The organism is Nonomuraea fuscirosea (assembly GCF_035917475.1).
Lineage (GTDB): Bacteria > Actinomycetota > Actinomycetes > Streptosporangiales > Streptosporangiaceae > Nonomuraea > Nonomuraea fuscirosea.
The window spans coordinates 9275725-9294854 of record NZ_CP109074.1; the positions used below are offsets into that span (position 1 = coordinate 9275725).

At 66.5% G+C, this 19130-nt stretch carries 26 protein-coding genes; all 26 read right to left on the reverse strand.

Translation table 11 applies throughout. From position 1 onward, the window contains the following. Positions 1–79: 79 nt before the first annotated feature. Positions 80–547, reverse strand: a complete 468-nt coding sequence (gene rplO / locus OIE67_RS42155) for a 50S ribosomal protein L15 (protein ID WP_106253388.1) — start codon at positions 545–547, stop codon at positions 80–82. 1 nt (position 548) lies between these two features. Continuing rightward, positions 549–731 carry a 50S ribosomal protein L30 gene (gene rpmD, locus OIE67_RS42160; protein ID WP_080043226.1) on the reverse strand — a complete coding sequence of 61 codons (183 nt, stop codon included), beginning with the start codon at positions 729–731 and terminating at the stop codon, positions 549–551. Positions 732–733: 2 nt separating this feature from the next. Continuing rightward, the gene (rpsE, locus tag OIE67_RS42165; protein ID WP_106253389.1) at positions 734–1363 is read right to left on the reverse strand and encodes a 30S ribosomal protein S5; all 630 of its coding nucleotides are present in this window, start codon (positions 1361–1363) and stop codon (positions 734–736) included. A gap of 49 nt (positions 1364–1412) precedes the next feature. Further along, positions 1413–1796: a 50S ribosomal protein L18 gene (gene rplR / locus OIE67_RS42170; RefSeq protein ID WP_326631076.1), complete on the reverse strand. Its 384-nt coding sequence runs from the start codon at positions 1794–1796 to the stop codon at positions 1413–1415. A gap of 2 nt (positions 1797–1798) precedes the next feature. Then, positions 1799–2341: a 50S ribosomal protein L6 gene (gene rplF, locus OIE67_RS42175; RefSeq protein WP_106253392.1), complete on the reverse strand. Its 543-nt coding sequence runs from the start codon at positions 2339–2341 to the stop codon at positions 1799–1801. Positions 2342–2357: 16 nt separating this feature from the next. Beyond that, positions 2358–2756 carry a 30S ribosomal protein S8 gene (rpsH, locus tag OIE67_RS42180; RefSeq protein WP_106253393.1) on the reverse strand — a complete coding sequence of 133 codons (399 nt, stop codon included), beginning with the start codon at positions 2754–2756 and terminating at the stop codon, positions 2358–2360. A gap of 147 nt (positions 2757–2903) precedes the next feature. After that, positions 2904–3089: a type Z 30S ribosomal protein S14 gene (locus OIE67_RS42185; RefSeq protein WP_020542298.1), complete on the reverse strand. Its 186-nt coding sequence runs from the start codon at positions 3087–3089 to the stop codon at positions 2904–2906. 4 nt (positions 3090–3093) lie between these two features. Then, complete coding sequence (gene rplE / locus OIE67_RS42190; RefSeq protein ID WP_106253395.1) at positions 3094–3669, reverse strand: 50S ribosomal protein L5; 576 nt, start codon at positions 3667–3669, stop codon at positions 3094–3096. After that, positions 3669–3974: a 50S ribosomal protein L24 gene (gene rplX / locus OIE67_RS42195; RefSeq protein WP_456094146.1), complete on the reverse strand. Its 306-nt coding sequence runs from the start codon at positions 3972–3974 to the stop codon at positions 3669–3671. The genes rplE and rplX overlap by 1 nt, the downstream gene beginning before the upstream one ends. Continuing rightward, complete coding sequence (gene rplN / locus OIE67_RS42200) at positions 3974–4345, reverse strand: 50S ribosomal protein L14 (RefSeq protein WP_106253399.1); 372 nt, start codon at positions 4343–4345, stop codon at positions 3974–3976. The genes rplX and rplN overlap by 1 nt, the downstream gene beginning before the upstream one ends. Positions 4346–4537: 192 nt before the next feature. Beyond that, on the reverse strand, positions 4538–4834 hold the full coding sequence (gene rpsQ / locus OIE67_RS42205; RefSeq protein WP_326631084.1) for a 30S ribosomal protein S17: 297 nt from the start codon (positions 4832–4834) through the stop codon (positions 4538–4540). Further along, complete coding sequence (rpmC, locus tag OIE67_RS42210; protein WP_106253417.1) at positions 4827–5063, reverse strand: 50S ribosomal protein L29; 237 nt, start codon at positions 5061–5063, stop codon at positions 4827–4829. The genes rpsQ and rpmC overlap by 8 nt, the downstream gene beginning before the upstream one ends. Then, the gene (rplP, locus tag OIE67_RS42215; RefSeq protein ID WP_106253402.1) at positions 5063–5482 is read right to left on the reverse strand and encodes a 50S ribosomal protein L16; all 420 of its coding nucleotides are present in this window, start codon (positions 5480–5482) and stop codon (positions 5063–5065) included. The genes rpmC and rplP overlap by 1 nt, the downstream gene beginning before the upstream one ends. Before the next feature lie 2 nt (positions 5483–5484). Beyond that, a complete protein-coding gene (gene rpsC / locus OIE67_RS42220) occupies positions 5485–6333 on the reverse strand; it encodes a 30S ribosomal protein S3 (protein WP_326631087.1) in 849 nt (282 codons plus the stop codon). After that, positions 6333–6686 (reverse strand): 50S ribosomal protein L22, encoded by a 354-nt coding sequence (gene rplV / locus OIE67_RS42225; RefSeq protein WP_103960883.1) that lies wholly within the window; start codon positions 6684–6686, stop codon positions 6333–6335. Before rplV ends, rpsC begins: the two co-directional genes overlap by 1 nt. Before the next feature lie 32 nt (positions 6687–6718). Further along, positions 6719–6997 carry a 30S ribosomal protein S19 gene (gene rpsS / locus OIE67_RS42230; protein WP_326631090.1) on the reverse strand — a complete coding sequence of 93 codons (279 nt, stop codon included), beginning with the start codon at positions 6995–6997 and terminating at the stop codon, positions 6719–6721. Positions 6998–7008: 11 nt separating this feature from the next. Further along, a complete protein-coding gene (gene rplB, locus OIE67_RS42235) occupies positions 7009–7845 on the reverse strand; it encodes a 50S ribosomal protein L2 (protein ID WP_106253407.1) in 837 nt (278 codons plus the stop codon). A 107-nt stretch (positions 7846–7952) separates the two neighbouring features. Further along, a complete protein-coding gene (rplW, locus tag OIE67_RS42240) occupies positions 7953–8255 on the reverse strand; it encodes a 50S ribosomal protein L23 (protein WP_106253408.1) in 303 nt (100 codons plus the stop codon). Next, positions 8255–8902, reverse strand: a complete 648-nt coding sequence (rplD, locus tag OIE67_RS42245; RefSeq protein WP_106253409.1) for a 50S ribosomal protein L4 — start codon at positions 8900–8902, stop codon at positions 8255–8257. Before rplD ends, rplW begins: the two co-directional genes overlap by 1 nt. Further along, on the reverse strand, positions 8899–9552 hold the full coding sequence (rplC, locus tag OIE67_RS42250; RefSeq protein WP_106253411.1) for a 50S ribosomal protein L3: 654 nt from the start codon (positions 9550–9552) through the stop codon (positions 8899–8901). The genes rplD and rplC overlap by 4 nt, the downstream gene beginning before the upstream one ends. Positions 9553–9566: 14 nt before the next feature. Continuing rightward, complete coding sequence (gene rpsJ / locus OIE67_RS42255) at positions 9567–9875, reverse strand: 30S ribosomal protein S10 (protein WP_012887830.1); 309 nt, start codon at positions 9873–9875, stop codon at positions 9567–9569. A 264-nt stretch (positions 9876–10139) separates the two neighbouring features. Continuing rightward, complete coding sequence (gene tuf, locus OIE67_RS42260; protein WP_106253412.1) at positions 10140–11333, reverse strand: elongation factor Tu; 1194 nt, start codon at positions 11331–11333, stop codon at positions 10140–10142. A gap of 147 nt (positions 11334–11480) precedes the next feature. Next, positions 11481–13529, reverse strand: a complete 2049-nt coding sequence (gene fusA / locus OIE67_RS42265; protein ID WP_407674927.1) for an elongation factor G — start codon at positions 13527–13529, stop codon at positions 11481–11483. Between the two features lie 84 nt (positions 13530–13613). Next, positions 13614–14084 (reverse strand): 30S ribosomal protein S7, encoded by a 471-nt coding sequence (rpsG, locus tag OIE67_RS42270; RefSeq protein ID WP_020542314.1) that lies wholly within the window; start codon positions 14082–14084, stop codon positions 13614–13616. Between the two features lie 2 nt (positions 14085–14086). Continuing rightward, the gene (rpsL, locus tag OIE67_RS42275) at positions 14087–14461 is read right to left on the reverse strand and encodes a 30S ribosomal protein S12 (RefSeq protein WP_049572713.1); all 375 of its coding nucleotides are present in this window, start codon (positions 14459–14461) and stop codon (positions 14087–14089) included. A 777-nt stretch (positions 14462–15238) separates the two neighbouring features. Continuing rightward, positions 15239–19114 (reverse strand): DNA-directed RNA polymerase subunit beta', encoded by a 3876-nt coding sequence (locus OIE67_RS42280; RefSeq protein ID WP_106253415.1) that lies wholly within the window; start codon positions 19112–19114, stop codon positions 15239–15241. Positions 19115–19130: the final 16 nt, after the last annotated feature.

The following is a 19130-nucleotide window of genomic DNA, read 5'->3' on the forward strand; positions in this document are numbered from 1 at the left end:
GCCTGCCGTCTCGCGAACTCTAACGCACTACGGGCGTGGGGGCCCATTGTCAAAGCCCCCACGCCTCGTCATAGCGTTACTACAGCTCGGTAACGGAACCACCGGCGGCGGCGATCTTCTCCTTGGCGGCGGACGAGAAGGCGTGAGCCTGGACGTTCACCGCGACCGAGATGTCGCCGGTGCCGAGCACCTTCACGAGCTGGTTCTTGCGAACAGCACCCTTGGCGACCAGCGCCTCGACGGTGACCTCGCCACCCTCGGGGAACAGCTCGCCGAGCCTGTCGAGGTTGACGACCTGGTAGGTCGTCTTGAACAGGGCGTTGGAGAAGCCCTTGAGCTTCGGCAGACGCCTCTGCAGCGGCACCTGGCCACCCTCGAAACCGAGGGGGACCGTCGTGCGCGCGTGGCTGCCCTTGGTACCGCGTCCGGCGGTCTTGCCCTTGGACGCCTCGCCACGACCCTTGCGGATCTTGGCCTTGTTGGCGCCGGGAGCAGGACGCAGGTCGTGGATCTTGAGCGGAGCAGCGTTGTTGGAGCTGTCAGTCATGTCAGTCGACCTCTTCCACCTCGACGAGGTGCGTCACCACGGAGACCATGCCGCGAATCTCGGGCCGGTCCTCCTTGACGACGACGTCGCCGATTCGCTTCAGGCCAAGCGAACGAAGCGAGTCACGCTGGTTCTGCTTGCCACCGATCTTCGAGCGAACCTGAGTGATCTTCAGGCGTGCCATGACTAGCTCACCGCCTTGGCGGCCGCGGCCTCGGCGATGCCCTCGCGCTGAGCCTTGAGCATCCTGGCCGGAGCGACGTCCTCGATCGGCAGACCACGGCGGGCGGCGATCTCCTCGGGGCGGGAAAGGCCCTTTAGAGCCGCCACGGTGGCGTGCACGATGTTGATCGGGTTGTCCGAGCCGAGCGACTTGGACAGCACGTCGTGGATGCCGGCGCACTCCAGGACGGCGCGCACCGGGCCGCCGGCGATGACGCCGGTACCGGCCGAGGCCGGACGCAGGAAGACGACACCGGCCGCCTCCTCGCCCTGCACCGTGTGCGGGATCGTGCCCTGGATCCGAGGCACCTTGAAGAAGTGCTTCTTCGCCTCTTCGACACCCTTGGCGATCGCCGCGGGGACTTCCTTGGCCTTGCCGTAACCGACGCCGACCAGGCCGTTGCCGTCACCGACGACGACGAGGGCGGTGAAGCTGAAGCGACGACCACCCTTCACGACCTTGGCCACCCGGTTGATCTTCACTACGCGCTCGATGTACGAGACGCCCTTGTCGGCGGCGCCACCGCGGCGATCGTCACGACGGTCACGCCGATCGCCACCGGTGCCGCCACCGCGACGCGGAGCTGCAGCCATCAGTGGTTCCTCTTCTCAGTTGCCATCATTTGCGATCCTCGGGCCCGCATCAGAACTCGAGCCCGCCCTCGCGAGCGCTGTCTGCCAGCGCCGCGATCCGACCTGCATACCGGTTGCCACCGCGGTCGAAGACGACCTTGGCGATCCCGGCTTCCTTGGCCCGCTGAGCGAGGAGCTCGCCGACCTTCTTCGCCTTCTCGGTCTTGTCCGCCTCCAGCGTGCGCAGCGAGGCGTCCATGGTGGACGCGCTCACCAGCGTGTGGCCGACGGTGTCGTCCACGATCTGGACGAACATGTGACGAGTCGAGCGGTTGACGACGAGGCGCGGACGCTCTGCCGTACCGACGACGAACTTGCGGACGCGGCGGTGACGGCGGGCCCGCGAGACGGTGCGGGCAGCCGTGTGCTTGCTGAACGCAGTCTTCGGAGCCATGCCTACTTACCAGCCTTTCCGACCTTGCGGCGGATCTGTTCGCCCTGATAACGCACGCCCTTGCCCTTGTACGGGTCAGGCTTGCGCAACTTGCGGATGTTGGCCGCGACCTCGCCGACCTTCTGCTTGTCGATGCCGTCCACGTGGAACAGGGTCGGCCTCTCGACGCGGAAGGTGACGCCCTCGGGGGCGTCGACGATGACCGGGTGACTGAAGCCCAGTGAGAACTCCAGCTGCGTCGGCCCCTTGGCCTGGACGCGGTAACCCACACCGACGATCTCAAGGCTCTTGGAGTAGCCCTGAGTGACGCCCTGCACCATGTTGGCGATCAGCGTCCTGGACAGGCCGTGCAGCGCACGGACCTTGTTCTCGTCGTTCGGGCGGGTGACGGCGATGGCGCCGTCGTCGTCGCGCGCGACCGTGATGGGGTCGGCGACCTTGTGAAGCAGCGTGCCCTTCGGGCCCTTGACCTGGACATCCTGGCCGGTGATCGTGATGTCTACGCCACTGGGCACAGGGATGGGCAGCCGTCCGATTCGCGACATGCTGTGTTCCTCCCCTCTACCAGACGTAGGCGAGGACTTCCCCGCCCACGCCACGCTTGCCGGCCTGCTTGTCGGTCATGAGACCGGCGGACGTCGAGATGATCGCGACGCCCAGTCCGCCCAGGACTCGAGGCAGGTTGTCCTTCTTCGCATAAACCCGCAGACCGGGCTTGGAAACCCGGCGCAGGCCCGCGAGCGAACGCTCACGGGTAGGCCCGAACTTGAGCTCCACCACGAGGTTCTTGCCAACCTTGGCGTCTTCGACGGTCCAAGCCTGGATGTAACCCTCCTGCTGGAGGATCTCGGCGATGTGCGCCTTGATCTTCGAGTACGGCATCGACACGCTCTCGTGGTACGCCGAGTTCGCGTTGCGCAGACGTGTGAGCATGTCTGCGATCGGGTCGGTCATCGTCATGGCCAGTGGCCTTCCTCGCCGCGGTTTCCAGTCGGTGAAGCAGCGCTCTACCGGTGGACCTTCGGCGCGGTCACGGACGCGGGACGCGTCCTTGCTTTTCCTGAATATGAACACCTGGGGGCGGCACAGGGCCGCCCCTCAGGTTATCTACCAGCTCGACTTGGTGATGCCGGGCAGCTCGCCCCGGTGCGCCATCTCGCGGAAGCATACGCGGCAGAGGCCGAACTTGCGGTAGACGGCGCGGGGCCGGCCGCAGCGCGAGCAACGAGTGTATGCCCGGACCTCGAACTTCTGCTTGCGCCCCGCCTTGGCGATCAGCGACTTCTTCGCCATTGGATCAGGCCTCCTTGAACGGGAAGCCGAGGAGCTTCAGCAGCGCCCGGCCCTGGTCGTCGTTCTTCGCGGTGGTCACGATCGTGATGTCCATGCCCCGCGGACGGTCGACCTTGTCCTGGTCGACCTCGTGGAACATGACCTGCTCGGTCAGACCGAAGGTGTAGTTGCCGTTGCCGTCGAACTGCTTGGGCGACAGGCCGCGGAAGTCCCGGATACGGGGCAGGGCCAGCGCCAGCAGGCGGTCGAGGAACTCCCACATGCGGTCGCCGCGCAGCGTGACGTGCGCGCCGATCGGCATGCCCTCGCGCAGCTTGAACTGCGCGATGGACTTGCGCGCCCGGACGACGGCCGGCTTCTGGCCGGTGATCACGGTGAGGTCGCGGACGGCACCTTCGATGAGCTTGGAGTCGCGAGCCGCCTCACCGACACCCATGTTGACCTTGATCTTGGTCAGGGCGGGGATCTGCATGACGTTCTCGATGCCGAACTGCTCGCGAAGCTGGGCCGCGATCTCCTCGCGGTACTTCGTCTTGAGTCGCGGCGTCGGGCGCTCGGTCTCAGTGGTCGTGGCAGTCATCAGCTGTCCTCACCCGTCTCCTCGTCGGCCGTCTTCTCGTCGGCCTTCTTGTCGGCGGGCTTGTCGTCCTTGAGCTTCTTCACGTTCGAGACGTGAATCGAAGCCTCCATGGTCTGCACGCCGCCGGTCTTGGCGCCGCGCGGACCCTGGTGGGTCTCCTTGGTGTGCTTCTTGATCATGTTGATGCCCTCGACCACCACGCGGTCCTCGCGCGGGAGAGTGGCGATCACACGACCCTTGGCACCCTTGTCCTTGCCGGCGATGACCTGGACCAGGTCACCCTTCTTCACATGCAGCTTCGGCATTACAGCACCTCCGGGGCGAGCGAGATGATGCGCATGAACTTCTTGTCGCGCAGCTCGCGGCCGACCGGGCCGAAGATACGAGTGCCACGAGGGTCACCGCTGTCCTTGATGATGACGGCGGCGTTCTCGTCGAAGCGGATGTAGGAGCCGTCGGGCCGGCGGCGCTCCTTGACCGTGCGGACGATGACCGCCTTGACGACGTCGCCCTTCTTGACGCCCGTGCTGCCAGGCAGCGCGTCCTTGACTGTGGCGACGATGATGTCGCCGATACCGGCGTAGCGTCGGCCCGAGCCACCGAGAACGCGGATGCAAAGGATCTCCTTGGCACCCGTGTTGTCGGCGACCTTGAGCCGCGACTCCTGCTGGATCACGTCTTACTCCTGTTAGTCGCGCCGGTTCTCATCGCTGAGCCTGGCGGAACCCGTCATTGTCTTGTTCCCCCGGCCACAGCACCCCTGGGGGCGCCGCACCGCAGGCGACGCGAGGCCCGTGGGCCTCGCGTCCTTGGACGCCGTCATGGGGGCTCTGAGGCCCCCACGAGGCGCGGTATGTCCGAGAGGGCCTTACTTGGCCTTCTCGAGGATCTCCACGACCCTCCACCGCTTGGTGGCGGAGAGGGGGCGGGTCTCCATCAGCAGCACGCGGTCGCCGACGCCACAGGCGTTGGCCTCGTCGTGCGCCTTGTACTTGGTCGTACGGCGGATGACCTTGCCGTACAGACGGTGCTTCACGCGGTCCTCGACGGCGACGACGACGGTCTTGTCCATCTTGTCGCTGACGACGAGGCCCTCGCGAACCTTGCGGAAGCGGCGCGAGCCGTCCGCGGTCTCAGTGGTCTCGGTGGTCTCGGTCTCAGCCATCGCTCGTCTCCTTCTCGACCGTGACGATGCCCAGCTCGCGCTCGCGCATCACGGTGTAGATACGGGCGATCTCGCGGCGGACGGCACGCAGCCGCCCGTGGCTCTCCAACTGACCGGTCGCCGCCTGGAAGCGGAGGTTGAACAGCTCCTCCTTCGCCTCCTTCAGCTTCTGGACGAGGGTGTCCTCATCCTCGAGCCGCAGCTCCCCGGCGGTCAGGCCCTTAGCCATCACGCCTCACCCACTTCACGCTTAACGATCTTGCACTTCATCGGCAGCTTGTGGATCGCTCGGGTGAGCGCCTCACGCGCCACCGACTCCGCCACGCCGGACAGCTCGAACATCACGCGTCCGGGCTTGACGTTGGCGATCCACCACTCCGGCGAACCCTTACCGGAACCCATGCGGGTCTCGGCCGGCTTCTTGGTGAGCGGACGGTCGGGGTAGATGTTGATCCACACCTTGCCGCCACGGCGGATGTGACGGGTCATCGCGATACGGGCGGACTCGATCTGGCGGTTGGTCACGTAGGAGTGCTCAATCGCCTGGATGCCGAACTCGCCGAACACGACCCTGGTGCCGCCCTTGGCGGCTCCGCTGCGGTCAGGCCGGTGCTGCTTGCGGTGCTTGACCCTGCGCGGGATCAGCATGGTCAGCTCCCTTCAGCACCCGGCTGCGCAGCCGGGCCGGTCTCGGGGGCGGCCTGCGCGGCCGCCTCGTTACGGGGGGCGCGGTCGCCGCGGCCGCCACCACGACGGGGGCGGTCACCGCCACCACGACGCGGACGGTCGCCGCCGCCGCCACCACGACGGTCGTCGCGGTCACGACGCTGGCCGGCGCGAGCACCGGCGGCGGCCGCCTCGCGCTCGGCGCGGCTCGTCGGGGCCTCGCCCTTGTAGATCCAGACCTTCACGCCGATGCGGCCGAAGGTCGTACGGGCCTCGTAGAAGCCGTAGTCGATGTCCGCGCGGAGGGTGTGCAGCGGCACGCGGCCCTCGCGGTAGAACTCCGACCGGGACATCTCGGCGCCGCCCAGACGACCGGAGCACTGGACACGGATGCCCTTGGCGCCGGACTTCATGGCCGACTGCATCGCCTTGCGCATGGCACGGCGGAACGAGACACGGCTGGACAGCTGCTCGGCGACGCCCTGCGCGACGAGCTGAGCGTCGATCTCCGGGTTCTTGACCTCGAGGATGTTGAGCTGGACCTGCTTCTTGGTCAGCTTCTCCAGGTCGCCACGGATCCGGTCCGCCTCAGCGCCACGACGGCCGATCACGATGCCCGGACGCGCGGTGTGGATGTCCACCTGGACGCGGTCCGTCGTGCGCTCGATCTCGACCTTGGAGATGCCGGCCCGCTCCATGCCCTTCTGCAGCATGCGGCGGATCGACACGTCCTCGGCGACGTACGACTTGTACAGCTTGTCGGCGTACCACCGGCTCTTGAAGTCGGTCGTGATGCCGAGGCGGAACCCGTGCGGGTTAACCTTCTGGCCCACTATCGGGTCCTTCCCTTCGGCTCGCGGGACTCCACGATCACGGTGATGTGGCTCGTCCGCTTGTTGATCCGATAGGCACGACCCTGGGCACGCGGACGGAACCGCTTCAGCGTCGGGCCCTCGTCGACCCACGCGCGGCTCACGACGAGCGTGCTGGGGTCGAGATCGAAGTTGTGCTCGGCGTTCGCCATGGCGGAGCTGAGCACCTTGTAGATCGGCTCGCTCGCCGACTGGGGAGCGAACTGCAGCACGGCCTGCGCCTCCGAAGCGGGCAGCCCGCGAATAAGGTCCACCACGCGGCGGGCCTTGAGGGGCGTGACGCGGACGAACCGCGCCTGAGCCCTGGCTTCCATCGCTTACTCCTCTAACTGCTTTTCGAAGGCGTCTATCGCCGGCTGCGCCGGTCGTCCTTGACGTGGCTGCGGAACGTACGCGTGGGCGCGAACTCTCCGAGCTTGTGGCCGATCATCGCCTCGGTGACGAACACCGGGACGTGCTTGCGGCCGTCGTGCACGGCGATCGTGTGCCCGAGCATGTCGGGGATGATCATGGAACGCCGCGACCACGTCTTGATGACGGTCTTGGTGCCCTTCTCGTTCTGGACCTCCACCTTCTTCTGAAGGTGCTCGTCCACGAAGGGACCCTTCTTAAGGCTACGTGGCATTTCGGCTGCTCCTACCGCTTCTTCCTCTTGGACCGACGGCGGATGATCAGCCTGTCGCTGGCCTTGTTCGCCTGACGGGTACGGCCCTCGGGCTTGCCCTTGGGGTTCACCGGGTGACGACCACCGGAGGTCTTGCCCTCGCCACCACCGTGCGGGTGGTCGACGGGGTTCATCGCGACACCGCGGACGGTCGGGCGCTTGCCCTTCCACCGCATACGGCCGGCCTTGCCCCAGTTGATGTTGGCCTGCTCGGCGTTGCCGACCTGGCCCACCGTGGCGCGGCAGCGCACGTCGACCATGCGCATCTCACCGGACGGCATACGCAGCGTGGCGTACGTGCCCTCCTTGGCGAGCAGCTGGATCTGGGCGCCGGCGGAGCGGCCGAGCTTGGCGCCGCCTCCCGGACGGAGCTCCACCGCGTGGATGAAGGTACCGGTCGGGATGTTGCGCAGCGGCAGGCAGTTGCCCGGCTTGATGTCGGCCGCGGGGCCGTTCTCGATGCGGTCACCCTGCTTGAGCCCCGTCGGCGCGATGATGTAGCGCTTCTCGCCGTCGGCGTAGTGGAGCAGAGCGATGTTGGCGGTGCGGTTGGGGTCGTACTCGATGTGAGCGACCTTCGCCGGAACGCCGTCCTTGTCATGCCTACGGAAGTCGATGATCCGGTAGGCGCGCTTGTGACCGCCGCCCTGGTGGCGGGCGGTGACCCGGCCGTGTACGTTGCGGCCGCCCTTGCTGTGAAGGGGCGCAAGCAACGACTTCTCGGGCGTGCTGCGGGTGATCTCGGAGAAGTCCGAGACACTCGACCCGCGGCGACCCGGAGTCGTCGGCTTGTATTTACGGATGCCCATCTTTTTCGTTCATCCTTCGTCGGTTACATGGGTGAGCCCGCCGCACCGAAATGCGACGGTCTCAGCCCCGCGCGGACCACGTGGCCCGCACTCACTTCTATGGCCGCTCAGCCGATCTGACCGAAGATGTCGATCCGATCGCCCTCACCCAGGCTCACGATCGCGCGCTTGGTGTCGGGACGCTTGCCGAAACCGGTACGGGTCCGCTTGCGCTTGCCCTGCCGGTTGATGGTGTTCACGCTGGTGACCTTGACCCCGAAGATCTGCTCGACAGCGATCTTGACCTGGGTCTTGTTCGCGGTCTTGCGCACCAGGAACGTGTACTTGTTGTTCTCATCGATCAGGCCGTAGCTCTTCTCAGAGACGATCGGCTTGATGATGATGTCGCGCGGGTCGGCGATCTTCTCCATCAGGCGTCTTCCTTCCCGCCACTCAGTCGCGCCACGACCTGGTCGTACGCCTCCTGGGTGAAGACCACGTCGTCGTGCACGAGCACGTCGTAGGTGTTGAGCTGCCCGGCGTCCAGCAGGTGGACCTCGGGCGCGTTGCGCAGGCTCAGCCAGGTCAGCTCGTCGTCCGAGTCGACCACGACCAGGACACGCGCGGACTGGGTGATCTTGCGCACGGCCTCCAGCGCCGCCTTGGTCTTGGGCGTCTCGCCCGTGACCAGGGAGCTCACCACGTGCACGCGACCGCCGCCGGCCCGGTCGGAGAGGGCGCCGCGCAGGGCGGCGGCCTTCATCTTCTTGGGCGTGCGCTGCGAGTAGTCACGCGGCACGGGGCCGTGGACGACGCCGCCGCCGGTGAACTGCGGCGCACGGGTCGAACCCTGACGGGCGCGACCGGTGCCCTTCTGGCGGTACGGCTTCTTGCCGCCGCCGGAGACCTCACCACGGGTCTTGGCCTTGTGGGTGCCCTGCCGGCGAGCGGCGAGCTGGGCCACGACCACCTGGTGGATCAGCGGCACGTTGACCTTGGCGCCGAAGATGTCCTCCGGCAGGTCGACGGTGCCGGTCTTCGCGCCACCGGCGTCGAGGACGTCAATAGTGGTGCTCACTTGGCAGCCCCCTTCTTGGCAGCGGAGCGGACGAGAACCAGACTGCCGTTGGCGCCGGGAATCGCACCCTTGATCAGGATGAGACCCTTCTCGGCGTCCACGGCGTGAACCTTGAGGCTCTGCACAGTGGTGCGGACGTTACCCATCCGACCAGCCATGCGCAGACCCTTGAATACGCGGCCCGGGGTGGCGCAGCCACCGATGGAACCCGGCGAGCGGTGCTTGCGCTGCGTACCGTGCGACGCGCCCAGACCACCGAAGCCGTGCCGCTTCATGACACCGGCGAAGCCCTTGCCCTTGCTCTTGCCCGTCACGTCGACGAACTGGCCGGCCTCGAAGGTGTCGGCCAGCAGCTCCTGGCCCAGGTTGTAGTCGCTCGCGTCGTCGGTGCGGATCTCCGCGAAGTAACGGCGCGGGGTGATGTCGTGCTTACGCAGGTAGTCGCCGAGCGGCTTGTTGACCTTCCGGGGGTCGACCTGCCCGAAGCCGAGCTGGATGGCGGAGTAGCCGTCCTTGTCGGCGGTGCGGACGCGGGTCACCACGCACGGACCGGCCTCGACCACGGTCACCGGCACCATCCGGTTGTCCGCGTCGAAGACCTGGGTCATGCCGAGCTTCTTGCCCAGGACGCCCTTGATCGTCTTAGCCATGTCAGTGCGTTCCCTCAGAGCTTGATCGAAATGTCGACACCCGCGGGGAGGTCGAGCCGCATGAGCGAGTCAACCGTCTTGGGGGTCGGGTCGATGATGTCAATCAGCCGCTTGTGCGTGCGCATCTCGAAGTGCTCGCGGCTGTCCTTGTACTTGTGCGGCGAGCGGATGACGCAGTACACGTTCTTCTCGGTCGGCAGCGGCACCGGGCCCGCGACCTTCGCGCCAGTCCGCGTCACCGTCTCGACGATCTTCTTGGCCGAGCTATCGATGACCTCGTGGTCATAGGCCTTAAGCCGGATGCGGATCTTCTGTCCCGCCATAGTGGCCTCGGTGTCCTTCGCTGTCGTCTGAAAAAGTATCGTGCGGCCGGTTGCCGCTGTGCGTTCGTGCGGATCGAACCCGCACTGACCCCACGAGGCAGACGTAGTCGATCTGCCTTTTCTTCCGTGATCCGGCAGTGACTTCGGTCACCTGTCTTACGGCGGCCGAAGCAACTGCTGGATCACGGCGCCTTCGCATGGGGCCTTACGTGGTTCGGCGGTCGGCTCCGAGGTCCGGGGCCGACCGCCGCCCCGACGGTCTAGCTACTTGATGATCTTCACGACCCGGCCGGCGCCGACGGTGCGGCCACCCTCACGGATCGCGAACTTGAGGCCTTCCTCCATGGCGATGGGCTGGATCAGCTCAACGCGCATTTCGGTGTTGTCGCCCGGCATGACCATCTCGGTGCCCTCGGGGAGGTTCACCACACCGGTCACGTCAGTCGTACGGAAGTAGAACTGCGGGCGGTAGTTGTTGAAGAACGGCGTGTGCCGGCCGCCCTCGTCCTTGGACAGGATGTAGACCTGGCCGGTGAACTCGGTGTGCGGGGTGGTCGTGCCCGGCTTGATGATGCACTGGCCGCGCTCGACGTCGTCGCGCTTGATGCCGCGGAGCAGCAGGGCGGCGTTGTCACCGGCGTGACCCTCGTCGAGCATCTTGTTGAACATCTCGATGCTGGTGACGGTGGTGGTCGTCTTCTCCGGCTTGATGCCGATGATGTCGACCTGCTCGTTGACCTTGACGATGCCGCGCTCGATACGGCCGGTGACGACCGTGCCGCGACCGGTGATCGAGAAGACGTCCTCGACCGGCATGAGGAACGGCTTGTCCGTCTCACGCGGGGGCTCGGGGACGTTCTCGTCGACGGCGTCCATCAGCTCGATGATGCTGTCGGCCCACTTCTGGTCGCCCTCAAGAGCCTTGAGCGCGGAGACGCGGATGACGGGCAGGTCGTCGCCGGGGAACTCCTGAGCGGACAGGAGCTCACGAACCTCGAGCTCGACGAGCTCCAGGATCTCCTCGTCGTCCACCATGTCGGACTTGTTGAGGGCCACGACGATGTAGGGGACGCCGACCTGGCGGGCCAGGAGGACGTGCTCCTTCGTCTGCGGCATCGGGCCGTCGGTGGCGGCGACCACGAGGATCGCGCCGTCCATCTGAGCGGCACCGGTGATCATGTTCTTCACGTAGTCGGCGTGACCGGGGCAGTCCACGTGAGCGTAGTGGCGCTTCTCGGTCTGGTACTCGACGTGCGCGATGGAGATCGTGATGCCACGAGCCTTCTCCTCCGGCGCCTTGTCGATCTTGTCGAACGGCGTCGCGGCGTTCAGCTCGGGGTAACGGTCGTGAAGCACCTTGGTGATCGCCGCGGTCAGTGTGGTCTTACCGTGGTCGATATGCCCAATGGTGCCGATGTTCATGTGCGGCTTGTTCCGCTCGAACTTGGCCTTGCCCACTGGTTCTCTCCTTAGAGAATCTGACTGACTTTCTACACACTCGGGCCCGGGAGACCCCGAACCCCTTGGCGGTGAGGTGGCCCTCGCCACCCCACCAGGGACCAGGACTGGGTCCTGGTCCGATCCCTCGCGGGATCGGACCGAGAACTATTCGCCCCGGGCCTTCGCGACGATCTCCTTGGCGATGCCCGGAGGCACCTCCGCGTAGGAGTCGAACTGCATGCTGTAGCTCGCGCGCCCCTGCGTCTTGCTACGCAGGTCGCCCACGTAGCCGAACATCTCAGACAGCGGCACGAGCGCCTGGATGACCTTGGCGCCGGCCCGGTCGTCCATCGACTGGATCTGCCCGCGGCGACCGTTGAGGTCACCGATGACGTCACCCATGTAGTCCTCGGGCGTGGTGACCTCGACGGCCATCATCGGCTCGAGGAGCACGGCGTCCGCCTTGCGCGCGGCCTCCTTGAAGGCCATCGAGCCGGCGATCTTGAACGCCATTTCCGAGGAGTCCACGTCGTGGGCCGCACCGTCGGTCAGCGTAACCTTCACGCCCACCATCGGGTAACCGGCCAGCACGCCGAACTCGGCGGCCTCCTGCGCGCCCGCGTCGACCGACGGGATGTACTCCCTCGGGACGCGGCCACCGGTGACCTTGTTCTCGAACTCGTAGCCGTCGTTGCCTTCGCCGAGCGGCTCGAGGTTGATGATCACCCGCGCGAACTGACCGGAACCACCGGTCTGCTTCTTGTGGGTGTAGTCGAGCTTCTCCACCTTGCGGCGGATGGTCTCGCGGTAGGCCACCTGCGGGCGGCCCACGTTGGCCTCGACCTTGAACTCGCGCCGCATGCGGTCGACGAGGATCTCCAGGTGAAGCTCGCCCATGCCCCAGATGACCGTCTGACCGGTCTCCTCGTCGCGGCGGACCTGGAAGGACGGGTCCTCCTCGGCCAGCCGCTGGATGGCGGTCGACAGCTTCTCCTGGTCGCCCTTGGTCTTGGGCTCGATGGCGACGTTGATGACCGGAGCCGGGAACGTCATCGACTCGAGCACGACCTGGTTCGCCGTGTCGGACAGGGTGTCGCCGGTCGTGGTGTCCTTCAGACCCATGACCGCGACGATCTGGCCGGCGACCGCCGTCGGGCGCTCTTCACGCTTGTTGGCGTGCATCTGGTAGATCTTGCCGATCCGCTCTTTCTTACCCTTCACAGAGTTGGTGACCTGTGAACCGGTCTCGAGCGTGCCCGAGTAGATGCGGATGTAGGTGAGCTTGCCCAGGTGCGGGTCGCTGGCGATCTTGAAGGCCAGCGCAGAGAACGGCTCGGTCGGGTCGGCGTGCCGCTCGACGACCTTCTCCTCGTTGCCGACCGCGTGGCCCTTGAAGGCCGGGATGTCGGTCGGCGCCGGGAGGTAGGCGACGATCGCGTCGAGCAGGGGCTGCACGCCCTTGTTCTTGAACGCGGTGCCACACAGGACCGGGTTGATGGCGCTGGCCAGCGTCGCGCGGCGGATGGCCGCGACCAGCTGCTCCTCGGTGGGCTGAGTGCCCTCCAGGTAGAGCTCCATCAGCTCGTCGTCGTTCTCGGCGACCGTCTCGATGAGGCGGTCACGCCACTCACGGGCGGCCTCGGCGTGGTCGGCCGGGATGTCGACGGTGTCGTACATCTCGCCCTTCGCCGCCTCGGCGCTCCAGATGAGACCCTTCATCCGGATGAGGTCGATGACGCCCTTGAAGTCGGCCTCGACGCCCCACGGCAGCTGAATGACAGCCGGCGTGGCGCCCAGACGGTTGATCATCATGTCGACGCAGCGGTGGAACTCCGCCCCGACCCGGTCCATCTTGTTGACGAAGCAGATCCGGGGGACTTCGTAGCGGTCGGCCTGACGCCACACCGTCTCCGACTGCGGCTCGACACCGGCCACGCCGTCGAACACGGCGACGGCACCGTCGAGGACGCGCAGCGAGCGCTCCACCTCGATGGTGAAGTCGACGTGACCCGGAGTGTCGATGATGTTGATCGTGTGACCGACCCACTCACAGGTGGTCGCGGCAGACGTGATCGTGATGCCGCGCTCCTGCTCCTGCTCCATCCAGTCCATCGTGGCAGCGCCCTCGTGGACTTCACCGATCTTGTAGTTGATGCCGGTGTAGAACAGGATGCGCTCGGTCGTGGTTGTCTTGCCCGCGTCGATGTGGGCCATGATCCCGATGTTTCGGACCTTGGCCAGGTCAAGAGCGGTCTGCGTGGCCACTTCTCTCGCGTCCTCGTCGTCTCGTCGAACCCACTACCAGCGGTAGTGAGCGAAGGCCTTGTTGGACTCGGCCATCTTGTGGGTGTCCTCGCGCTTCTTGACGCTCGCCCCGAGGCCGTTGCTGGCGTCGAGGAGCTCGTTCATGAGGCGCTCGGTCATGGTCTTCTCGCGGCGGGCGCGGGAGTACTGCACCAGCCAGCGCAGGGCCAGGGTGGTGCTGCGCGCGGCGCGCACCTCGACCGGCACCTGGTAGGTCGCGCCACCGACGCGACGGCTGCGGACCTCGAGCGTCGGCTTGACGTTGTCAAGCGCACGCTTCAGGGTGACGACCGGGTCGTTGCCCGTCTTCTCCCTGCAGCCTTCGAGGGCGCCGTAGACGATCGACTGCGCGATGGAGCGCTTGCCGTCCAGGAGCACCTTGTTGATCAGGGCGGTCACCAGCGGCGAGCTGTAAACCGGGTCAGCCATCAGCTGACGACGGCCAGGAGAACCCTTACGAGGCATTGTTAGCTCTTCTCCCTCTTCGCGCCGTAGCGGCTGCGGGCCTGCTTGCGGTTGCGGACACCCTGGGTGTCCAGCGAGCCGCGGATGATCTTGTAGCGAACACCAGGCAGGTCCTTCACACGACCGCCACGCACGAGCACGATGGAGTGCTCCTGCAGGTTGTGGCCCACACCGGGGATGTAGGCCGTGACCTCGATGCCGTTCGTGAGCCGAACGCGGGCCACCTTGCGCAGTGCCGAGTTGGGCTTCTTCGGGGTCGTGGTGTAAACGCGCTGGCACACGCCGCGCCGCTGCGGACTCCCCTTGAGGGCAGGAGTCTTGGTCTTGGAGACCTTGTCCTGCCGGCCCTTGCGGACCAACTGCTGAATAGTGGGCACTGCCACTCCGTTTCGTGCCTGGCCGGTGTTACGTCATGGTCTTGCATTTCGCAGGTTCTGCCGGTGTCATGACCTGCTGGTTTCTCTTGTCCCGGTGCCCCCGCGCTCGGGCGTGTCGCGCTATTCGCACGGACGCAGCCACGAGGGTTACGAGCCAGGAAGCCGTCCCGCGCCCGCAATTGAGCGCACGGTCGAGAGCCCGTTAGAAGACGGGCACGATGCTCAAGACTACCCAGGCCTTGGCGACACGTCAAAACGGCGCGGCAAAGCGGACAAGCTCTGCCACTCCGGATCGCTGAGGCCTATTTCATCCAGCCCATCTACAGCTCCGGAGCCCATGATATAGCCCCCTGGGGTGTTCCGCCCCCAACTCCAGGAACCGCCACCCGCCCGTTACCTCCCCTTGTCCCACCAAACCCCGCCAAGCCACCCAGCACGGCCACCCGGCTGTGCCGCACACCACACCCGGCAACCTGAGGACGGGATGGGCGCTGACCTGGATGTCCGCTCGCACACCGGTGGCAGTTCCCTTCCCGCCACCTCGCCGGGGACCGCGCGACGCAGGGGGCCGGGTTCGCCACGGAGGGGGCCCAAAGGGCGGCGTAGCGGCGGCTCGCCACTGACGGGTTCAGCGGCCGTCTCCCTGGAAGGCCCTCAGCCACGTACGGCGTCTGGGGCAAGCTGGCGTCGCCGTAACAGAAGAAGGTCGGAAAAGCCGAACGCCCGGCCCTCTCGAAACGAGAGAGCCGGGCGCACAGACCAGCGAATATCAGCGAATCACCGGTTGTACTGGCCGAAGTCGTACTCCTCCAGGGGCACGGCCTCGCCGCTGCCGGTGCCGAAGGTGTAGTCGGCCGCGGAGCCGTCGTAGCCGCCCACGGTGTACATGGCGGCCTTGGCCTCCTCGGTGGGCTCGACCCGGATGTTGCGGTACTGGGGCATGCCCGTGCCGGCCGGGATGAGCTTACCGATGATGACGTTCTCCTTCAGGCCCAGGAGCGAGTCGGACTTGGCGTGGATCGCCGCGTCCGTCAGGACCCTGGTCGTCTCCTGGAAGGAGGCCGCCGACAGCCACGACTCGGTGGCCAGCGACGCCTTCGTGATGCCCATGAGGACCGGACGGCCGGCGGCGGGCGACCCGCTCTCGGCCACGGTCTCGCGGTTCATCTGCTCGAAGCGCGGGCGCTCCACGAGCTCGCCGGGCAGCAGGTCGGTGTCACCGGACTCCAGCACGTTCACGCGCTTGAGCATCTGCCGCACGATGATCTCGATGTGCTTGTCGTGGATCGACACACCCTGCGAGCGGTAGACCTGCTGGACCTCCGCCACCAGGTGCAGCTGCACGGCCCGCGGGCCGAGGATGCGCAGCACCTCGTTGGGGTTGACCGCACCGGCGACCAGCTGCTGGCCGACGGTGACGCGCTGGCCTTCCTGCACGAGCAGGCGCGAGCGCATCGAGACCGGGTAGGCGATCTCCTCCGAGCCGTCGTCGGGGGTGATCACGACCTTCCTGGTCTTGTCGGTCTCGTCGATCCGCACGCGGCCCTCGGCCTCGGAGATCGGGGCGACACCCTTGGGGATGCGCGCCTCGAACAGCTCCGTGACTCGGGGCAGACCGTGAGTGATGTCCGCGCCGGCCACACCACCGGTGTGGAACGTCCGCATGGTCAGCTGCGTGCCGGGCTCGCCGATCGACTGGGCGGCGATGATGCCGACCGCCTCGCCGACGTCCACGAGCTTGCCGGTGGCCAGCGAGCGGCCGTAGCAGGTCGCGCAGACACCGATCTTGGCCTCGCAGACGAGCGCGCTGCGGGTGCGGACGGTCTCGACGCCGGCCTCGACCAGCTTCGTCACGTGGTTGTCGTTGATGTCGACACCCGCCGGGACGATGATCTTGCCGTCGACCTCGACGTCCTCGGCCAGGATGCGGCCGTGCACGTTGGACTCGGCGTTCTCCGCCTTGACCAGGTTGCCGCTCGCATCGCGGTCGGCCACGTGCAGCGGGACCGCGCGGTCGGTGCCGCAGTCGATCTCACGCACGATGACGTCCTGCGCGACGTCCACCAGACGACGGGTCAGGTAACCCGAGTCGGCGGTACGCAGGGCGGTGTCGGCCAGACCCTTGCGCTGACCGTGGGTGGAGATGAAGTACTCCAGCACCGACAGGCCCTCGCGGAACGAGGCCTTGATCGGCCGCGGGATCGTCTCACCCTTGGTGTTGGACACCAGACCGCGGATGCCGGCGATCTGCCGGACCTGCATCTTGTTACCACGGGCGCCGGAGTTGACCATCATCCAGACCGGGTTGGTCGCCGGGAAGGCGTTGACCATGTCGGTCTCGACGTCGGCCGTCGCGTGCGTCCAGATCTCGATGAGCTCCTGACGGCGCTCCTCGTCGGTGATCAGGCCGCGCTCGTACTCGCGCTGGACCTTGTCGGCCCGGCGCTCGTAGTTCTCCATGATGTCGGCCTTGTTGGGCGGCGCGACGACGTCGTCGATCGAGATCGTGACACCGGAGCGGGTCGCCCAGCGGAAGCCGGCGTCCTTGAGCGCGTCGAGCGAGTTGGCGACCTCGATCTTGGGGTAGGTCTCCGCCAGCTCGTTCACGATCGTGGACAGCTGCTTCTTGCCGACCTGGAAGTCGACGAAGGGGTAGCTCTCCGGCAGCGTCTGGTTGAACAGGCACCGCCCGAACGTGGTCTCCAGCCGCAGCGGGTCGCCCTGCTCCCAGCCCTCGGGGGCCACCCACTCGCGCGGCGGCAGGACGTCCTTCAGCCGGATCTGGATCTTCGCCTGGATCTCCAGCTCGCGGCGGTCGAAGGCCATCTGCGCCTCGGCGATCGAGCCGAACACGCGGCCCTCGCCCAGCGCGCCCTCCTTCTGGGTGGTCAGCCAGTAGAGGCCGATGACCATGTCCTGGGTGGGCATCGTCACGGGCTTGCCGTCGGCCGGCTTGAGGATGTTGTTGGTCGAGAGCATCAGGATGCGTGCCTCGGCCTGGGCCTCAGCCGACAGCGGCAGGTGCACGGCCATCTGGTCGCCGTCGAAGTCCGCGTTGAACGCGGTGCAGACGAGCGGGTGGATCTGGATGGCCTTGCCCTCGACCAGTTGCGGCTCGAACGCCTGGATGCCCAGGCGGTGGAGCGTCGGAGCGCGGTTGAGCAGCACGGGGTGCTCGGTGATGACCTCTTCGAGCACGTCCCACACGACAGGGCGGGCGCGCTCGACCATCCGCTTGGCCGACTTGATGTTCTGGGCGTGGTTGAGATCGACCAGCCTCTTCATCACGAACGGCTTGAACAGCTCCAGCGCCATCTGCTTGGGCAGACCGCACTGGTGCAGCTTGAGCTGCGGGCCGACGACGATGACCGAACGGCCGGAGTAGTCGACTCGCTTGCCCAGCAGGTTCTGGCGGAAACGACCCTGCTTGCCCTTCAGCATGTCGCTGAGGGACTTCAGCGGCCGGTTGCCAGGACCGGTGACCGGGCGACCACGACGGCCGTTGTCGAACAGCGCGTCGACGGCCTCCTGGAGCATCCGCTTCTCGTTGTTCACGATGATCTCGGGCGCGCCGAGGTCGAGCAGACGCTTGAGCCGGTTGTTGCGGTTGATGACCCGGCGGTAGAGGTCGTTGAGGTCGGAGGTCGCGAACCGGCCACCGTCGAGCTGCACCATCGGGCGCAGGTCCGGCGGGATGACCGGGATGCAGTCGAGCACCATGCCGCGCGGCGAGTTGGTCGTGTTGAGGAACGCCGACACGACCTTGAGCCGCTTGAGGGCGCGGGCCTTCTTCTGGCCCTTGCCGCTGCGGATGGTCTCGCGCAGGTTTTCGGCCTCGGCGTCGAGGTCGAAGCTGATCAGGCGGTCCTGGATCGCCTGCGCGCCCATGCCGCCCTTGAAGTAGCGGCCGAAGCGGTCGCGCATCTCGCGGTAGAGCAGCTCGTCGCCCTCGAGGTCCTGGACCTTGAGGTTCTTGAAGCGGCTCCACACCTCGTCGAGCCGGTCCAGCTCACGCTGGGCGCGGTCGCGCAGCTGACGCATCTCGCGCTCGGCGCCCTCACGGACCTTGCGGCGCTGGTCGCCCTTGGCGCCGGCGGCCTCGAGCTCGCCGAGGTCGCCTTCGAGCTTCTTCTGCCTGGCCTCGACGTCGGCGTCACGGCGCTGCTCGATGTGCTGCCGCTCGACGGAGATCTTCGCCTCCAGCGAGGGCAGGTCACGCTCACGCATCTCGGTGTCGACATGCGTGATCATGTAGGCCGCGAAGTAGATGACCTTCTCCAGGTCCTTCGGGGCCAGGTCGAGCAGGTAGCCGAGGCGCGAAGGGACGCCCTTGAAGTACCAGATGTGCGTGACCGGGGCGGCCAGCTCGATGTGGCCCATCCGCTCACGACGCACCTTGGCGCGAGTGACCTCGACGCCGCAGCGCTCACAGATGATGCCCTTGAACCGGACTCGCTTGTACTTACCGCAGTAGCACTCCCAGTCGCGGGTCGGGCCGAAGATCTTCTCGCAGAAGAGCCCGTCCTTTTCCGGCTTGAGGGTTCGGTAGTTGATGGTCTCGGGCTTCTTGACCTCGCCGTGCGACCACTGACGGATGTCGTCGGCGGTCGCAAGACCGATCCTGAGCTCGTCGAAGAAGTTGACGTCTAGCATTTTGTGCGATCTCCCC

What these genes read in the sequence shown, in the direction of transcription:
- rpsG (WP_020542314.1), bottom strand. Translation starts at nt 14,084, where the DNA reads ATGCCTCGTAAGGGTTCTCCTGGCCGTCGTCAGCTGATGGCTGACCCG.
- rplE (WP_106253395.1), bottom strand. Translation starts at nt 3,669, where the DNA reads ATGACTGCCACGACCACTGAGACCGAGCGCCCGACGCCGCGACTCAAG.
- rpsQ (WP_326631084.1), bottom strand. Translation starts at nt 4,834, where the DNA reads ATGGCTGAGACCGAGACCACCGAGACCACTGAGACCGCGGACGGCTCG.
- rplB (WP_106253407.1), bottom strand. Translation starts at nt 7,845, where the DNA reads ATGGGCATCCGTAAATACAAGCCGACGACTCCGGGTCGCCGCGGGTCG.
- rpsE (WP_106253389.1), bottom strand. Translation starts at nt 1,363, where the DNA reads ATGGCTGCAGCTCCGCGTCGCGGTGGCGGCACCGGTGGCGATCGGCGT.
- rplC (WP_106253411.1), bottom strand. Translation starts at nt 9,552, where the DNA reads ATGGCTAAGACGATCAAGGGCGTCCTGGGCAAGAAGCTCGGCATGACC.
- rpmD (WP_080043226.1), bottom strand. Translation starts at nt 731, where the DNA reads ATGGCACGCCTGAAGATCACTCAGGTTCGCTCGAAGATCGGTGGCAAG.
- rplO (WP_106253388.1), bottom strand. Translation starts at nt 547, where the DNA reads ATGACTGACAGCTCCAACAACGCTGCTCCGCTCAAGATCCACGACCTG.
- rplR (WP_326631076.1), bottom strand. Translation starts at nt 1,796, where the DNA reads ATGGCTCCGAAGACTGCGTTCAGCAAGCACACGGCTGCCCGCACCGTC.
- rpsJ (WP_012887830.1), bottom strand. Translation starts at nt 9,875, where the DNA reads ATGGCGGGACAGAAGATCCGCATCCGGCTTAAGGCCTATGACCACGAG.
- rplF (WP_106253392.1), bottom strand. Translation starts at nt 2,341, where the DNA reads ATGTCGCGAATCGGACGGCTGCCCATCCCTGTGCCCAGTGGCGTAGAC.
- rplW (WP_106253408.1), bottom strand. Translation starts at nt 8,255, where the DNA reads ATGGAGAAGATCGCCGACCCGCGCGACATCATCATCAAGCCGATCGTC.
- OIE67_RS42280 (WP_106253415.1), bottom strand. Translation starts at nt 19,114, where the DNA reads ATGCTAGACGTCAACTTCTTCGACGAGCTCAGGATCGGTCTTGCGACC.
- OIE67_RS42185 (WP_020542298.1), bottom strand. Translation starts at nt 3,089, where the DNA reads ATGGCGAAGAAGTCGCTGATCGCCAAGGCGGGGCGCAAGCAGAAGTTC.
- fusA (WP_407674927.1), bottom strand. Translation starts at nt 13,529, where the DNA reads ATGGCCCACATCGACGCGGGCAAGACAACCACGACCGAGCGCATCCTG.
- rplP (WP_106253402.1), bottom strand. Translation starts at nt 5,482, where the DNA reads ATGCTGATCCCGCGCAGGGTCAAGCACCGCAAGCAGCACCGGCCTGAC.
- rpsH (WP_106253393.1), bottom strand. Translation starts at nt 2,756, where the DNA reads ATGACGATGACCGACCCGATCGCAGACATGCTCACACGTCTGCGCAAC.
- rpsS (WP_326631090.1), bottom strand. Translation starts at nt 6,997, where the DNA reads ATGCCACGTAGCCTTAAGAAGGGTCCCTTCGTGGACGAGCACCTTCAG.
- rpmC (WP_106253417.1), bottom strand. Translation starts at nt 5,063, where the DNA reads ATGGCTAAGGGCCTGACCGCCGGGGAGCTGCGGCTCGAGGATGAGGAC.
- rplX (WP_456094146.1), bottom strand. Translation starts at nt 3,974, where the DNA reads ATGCCGAAGCTGCATGTGAAGAAGGGTGACCTGGTCCAGGTCATCGCC.
- rplV (WP_103960883.1), bottom strand. Translation starts at nt 6,686, where the DNA reads ATGGAAGCCAGGGCTCAGGCGCGGTTCGTCCGCGTCACGCCCCTCAAG.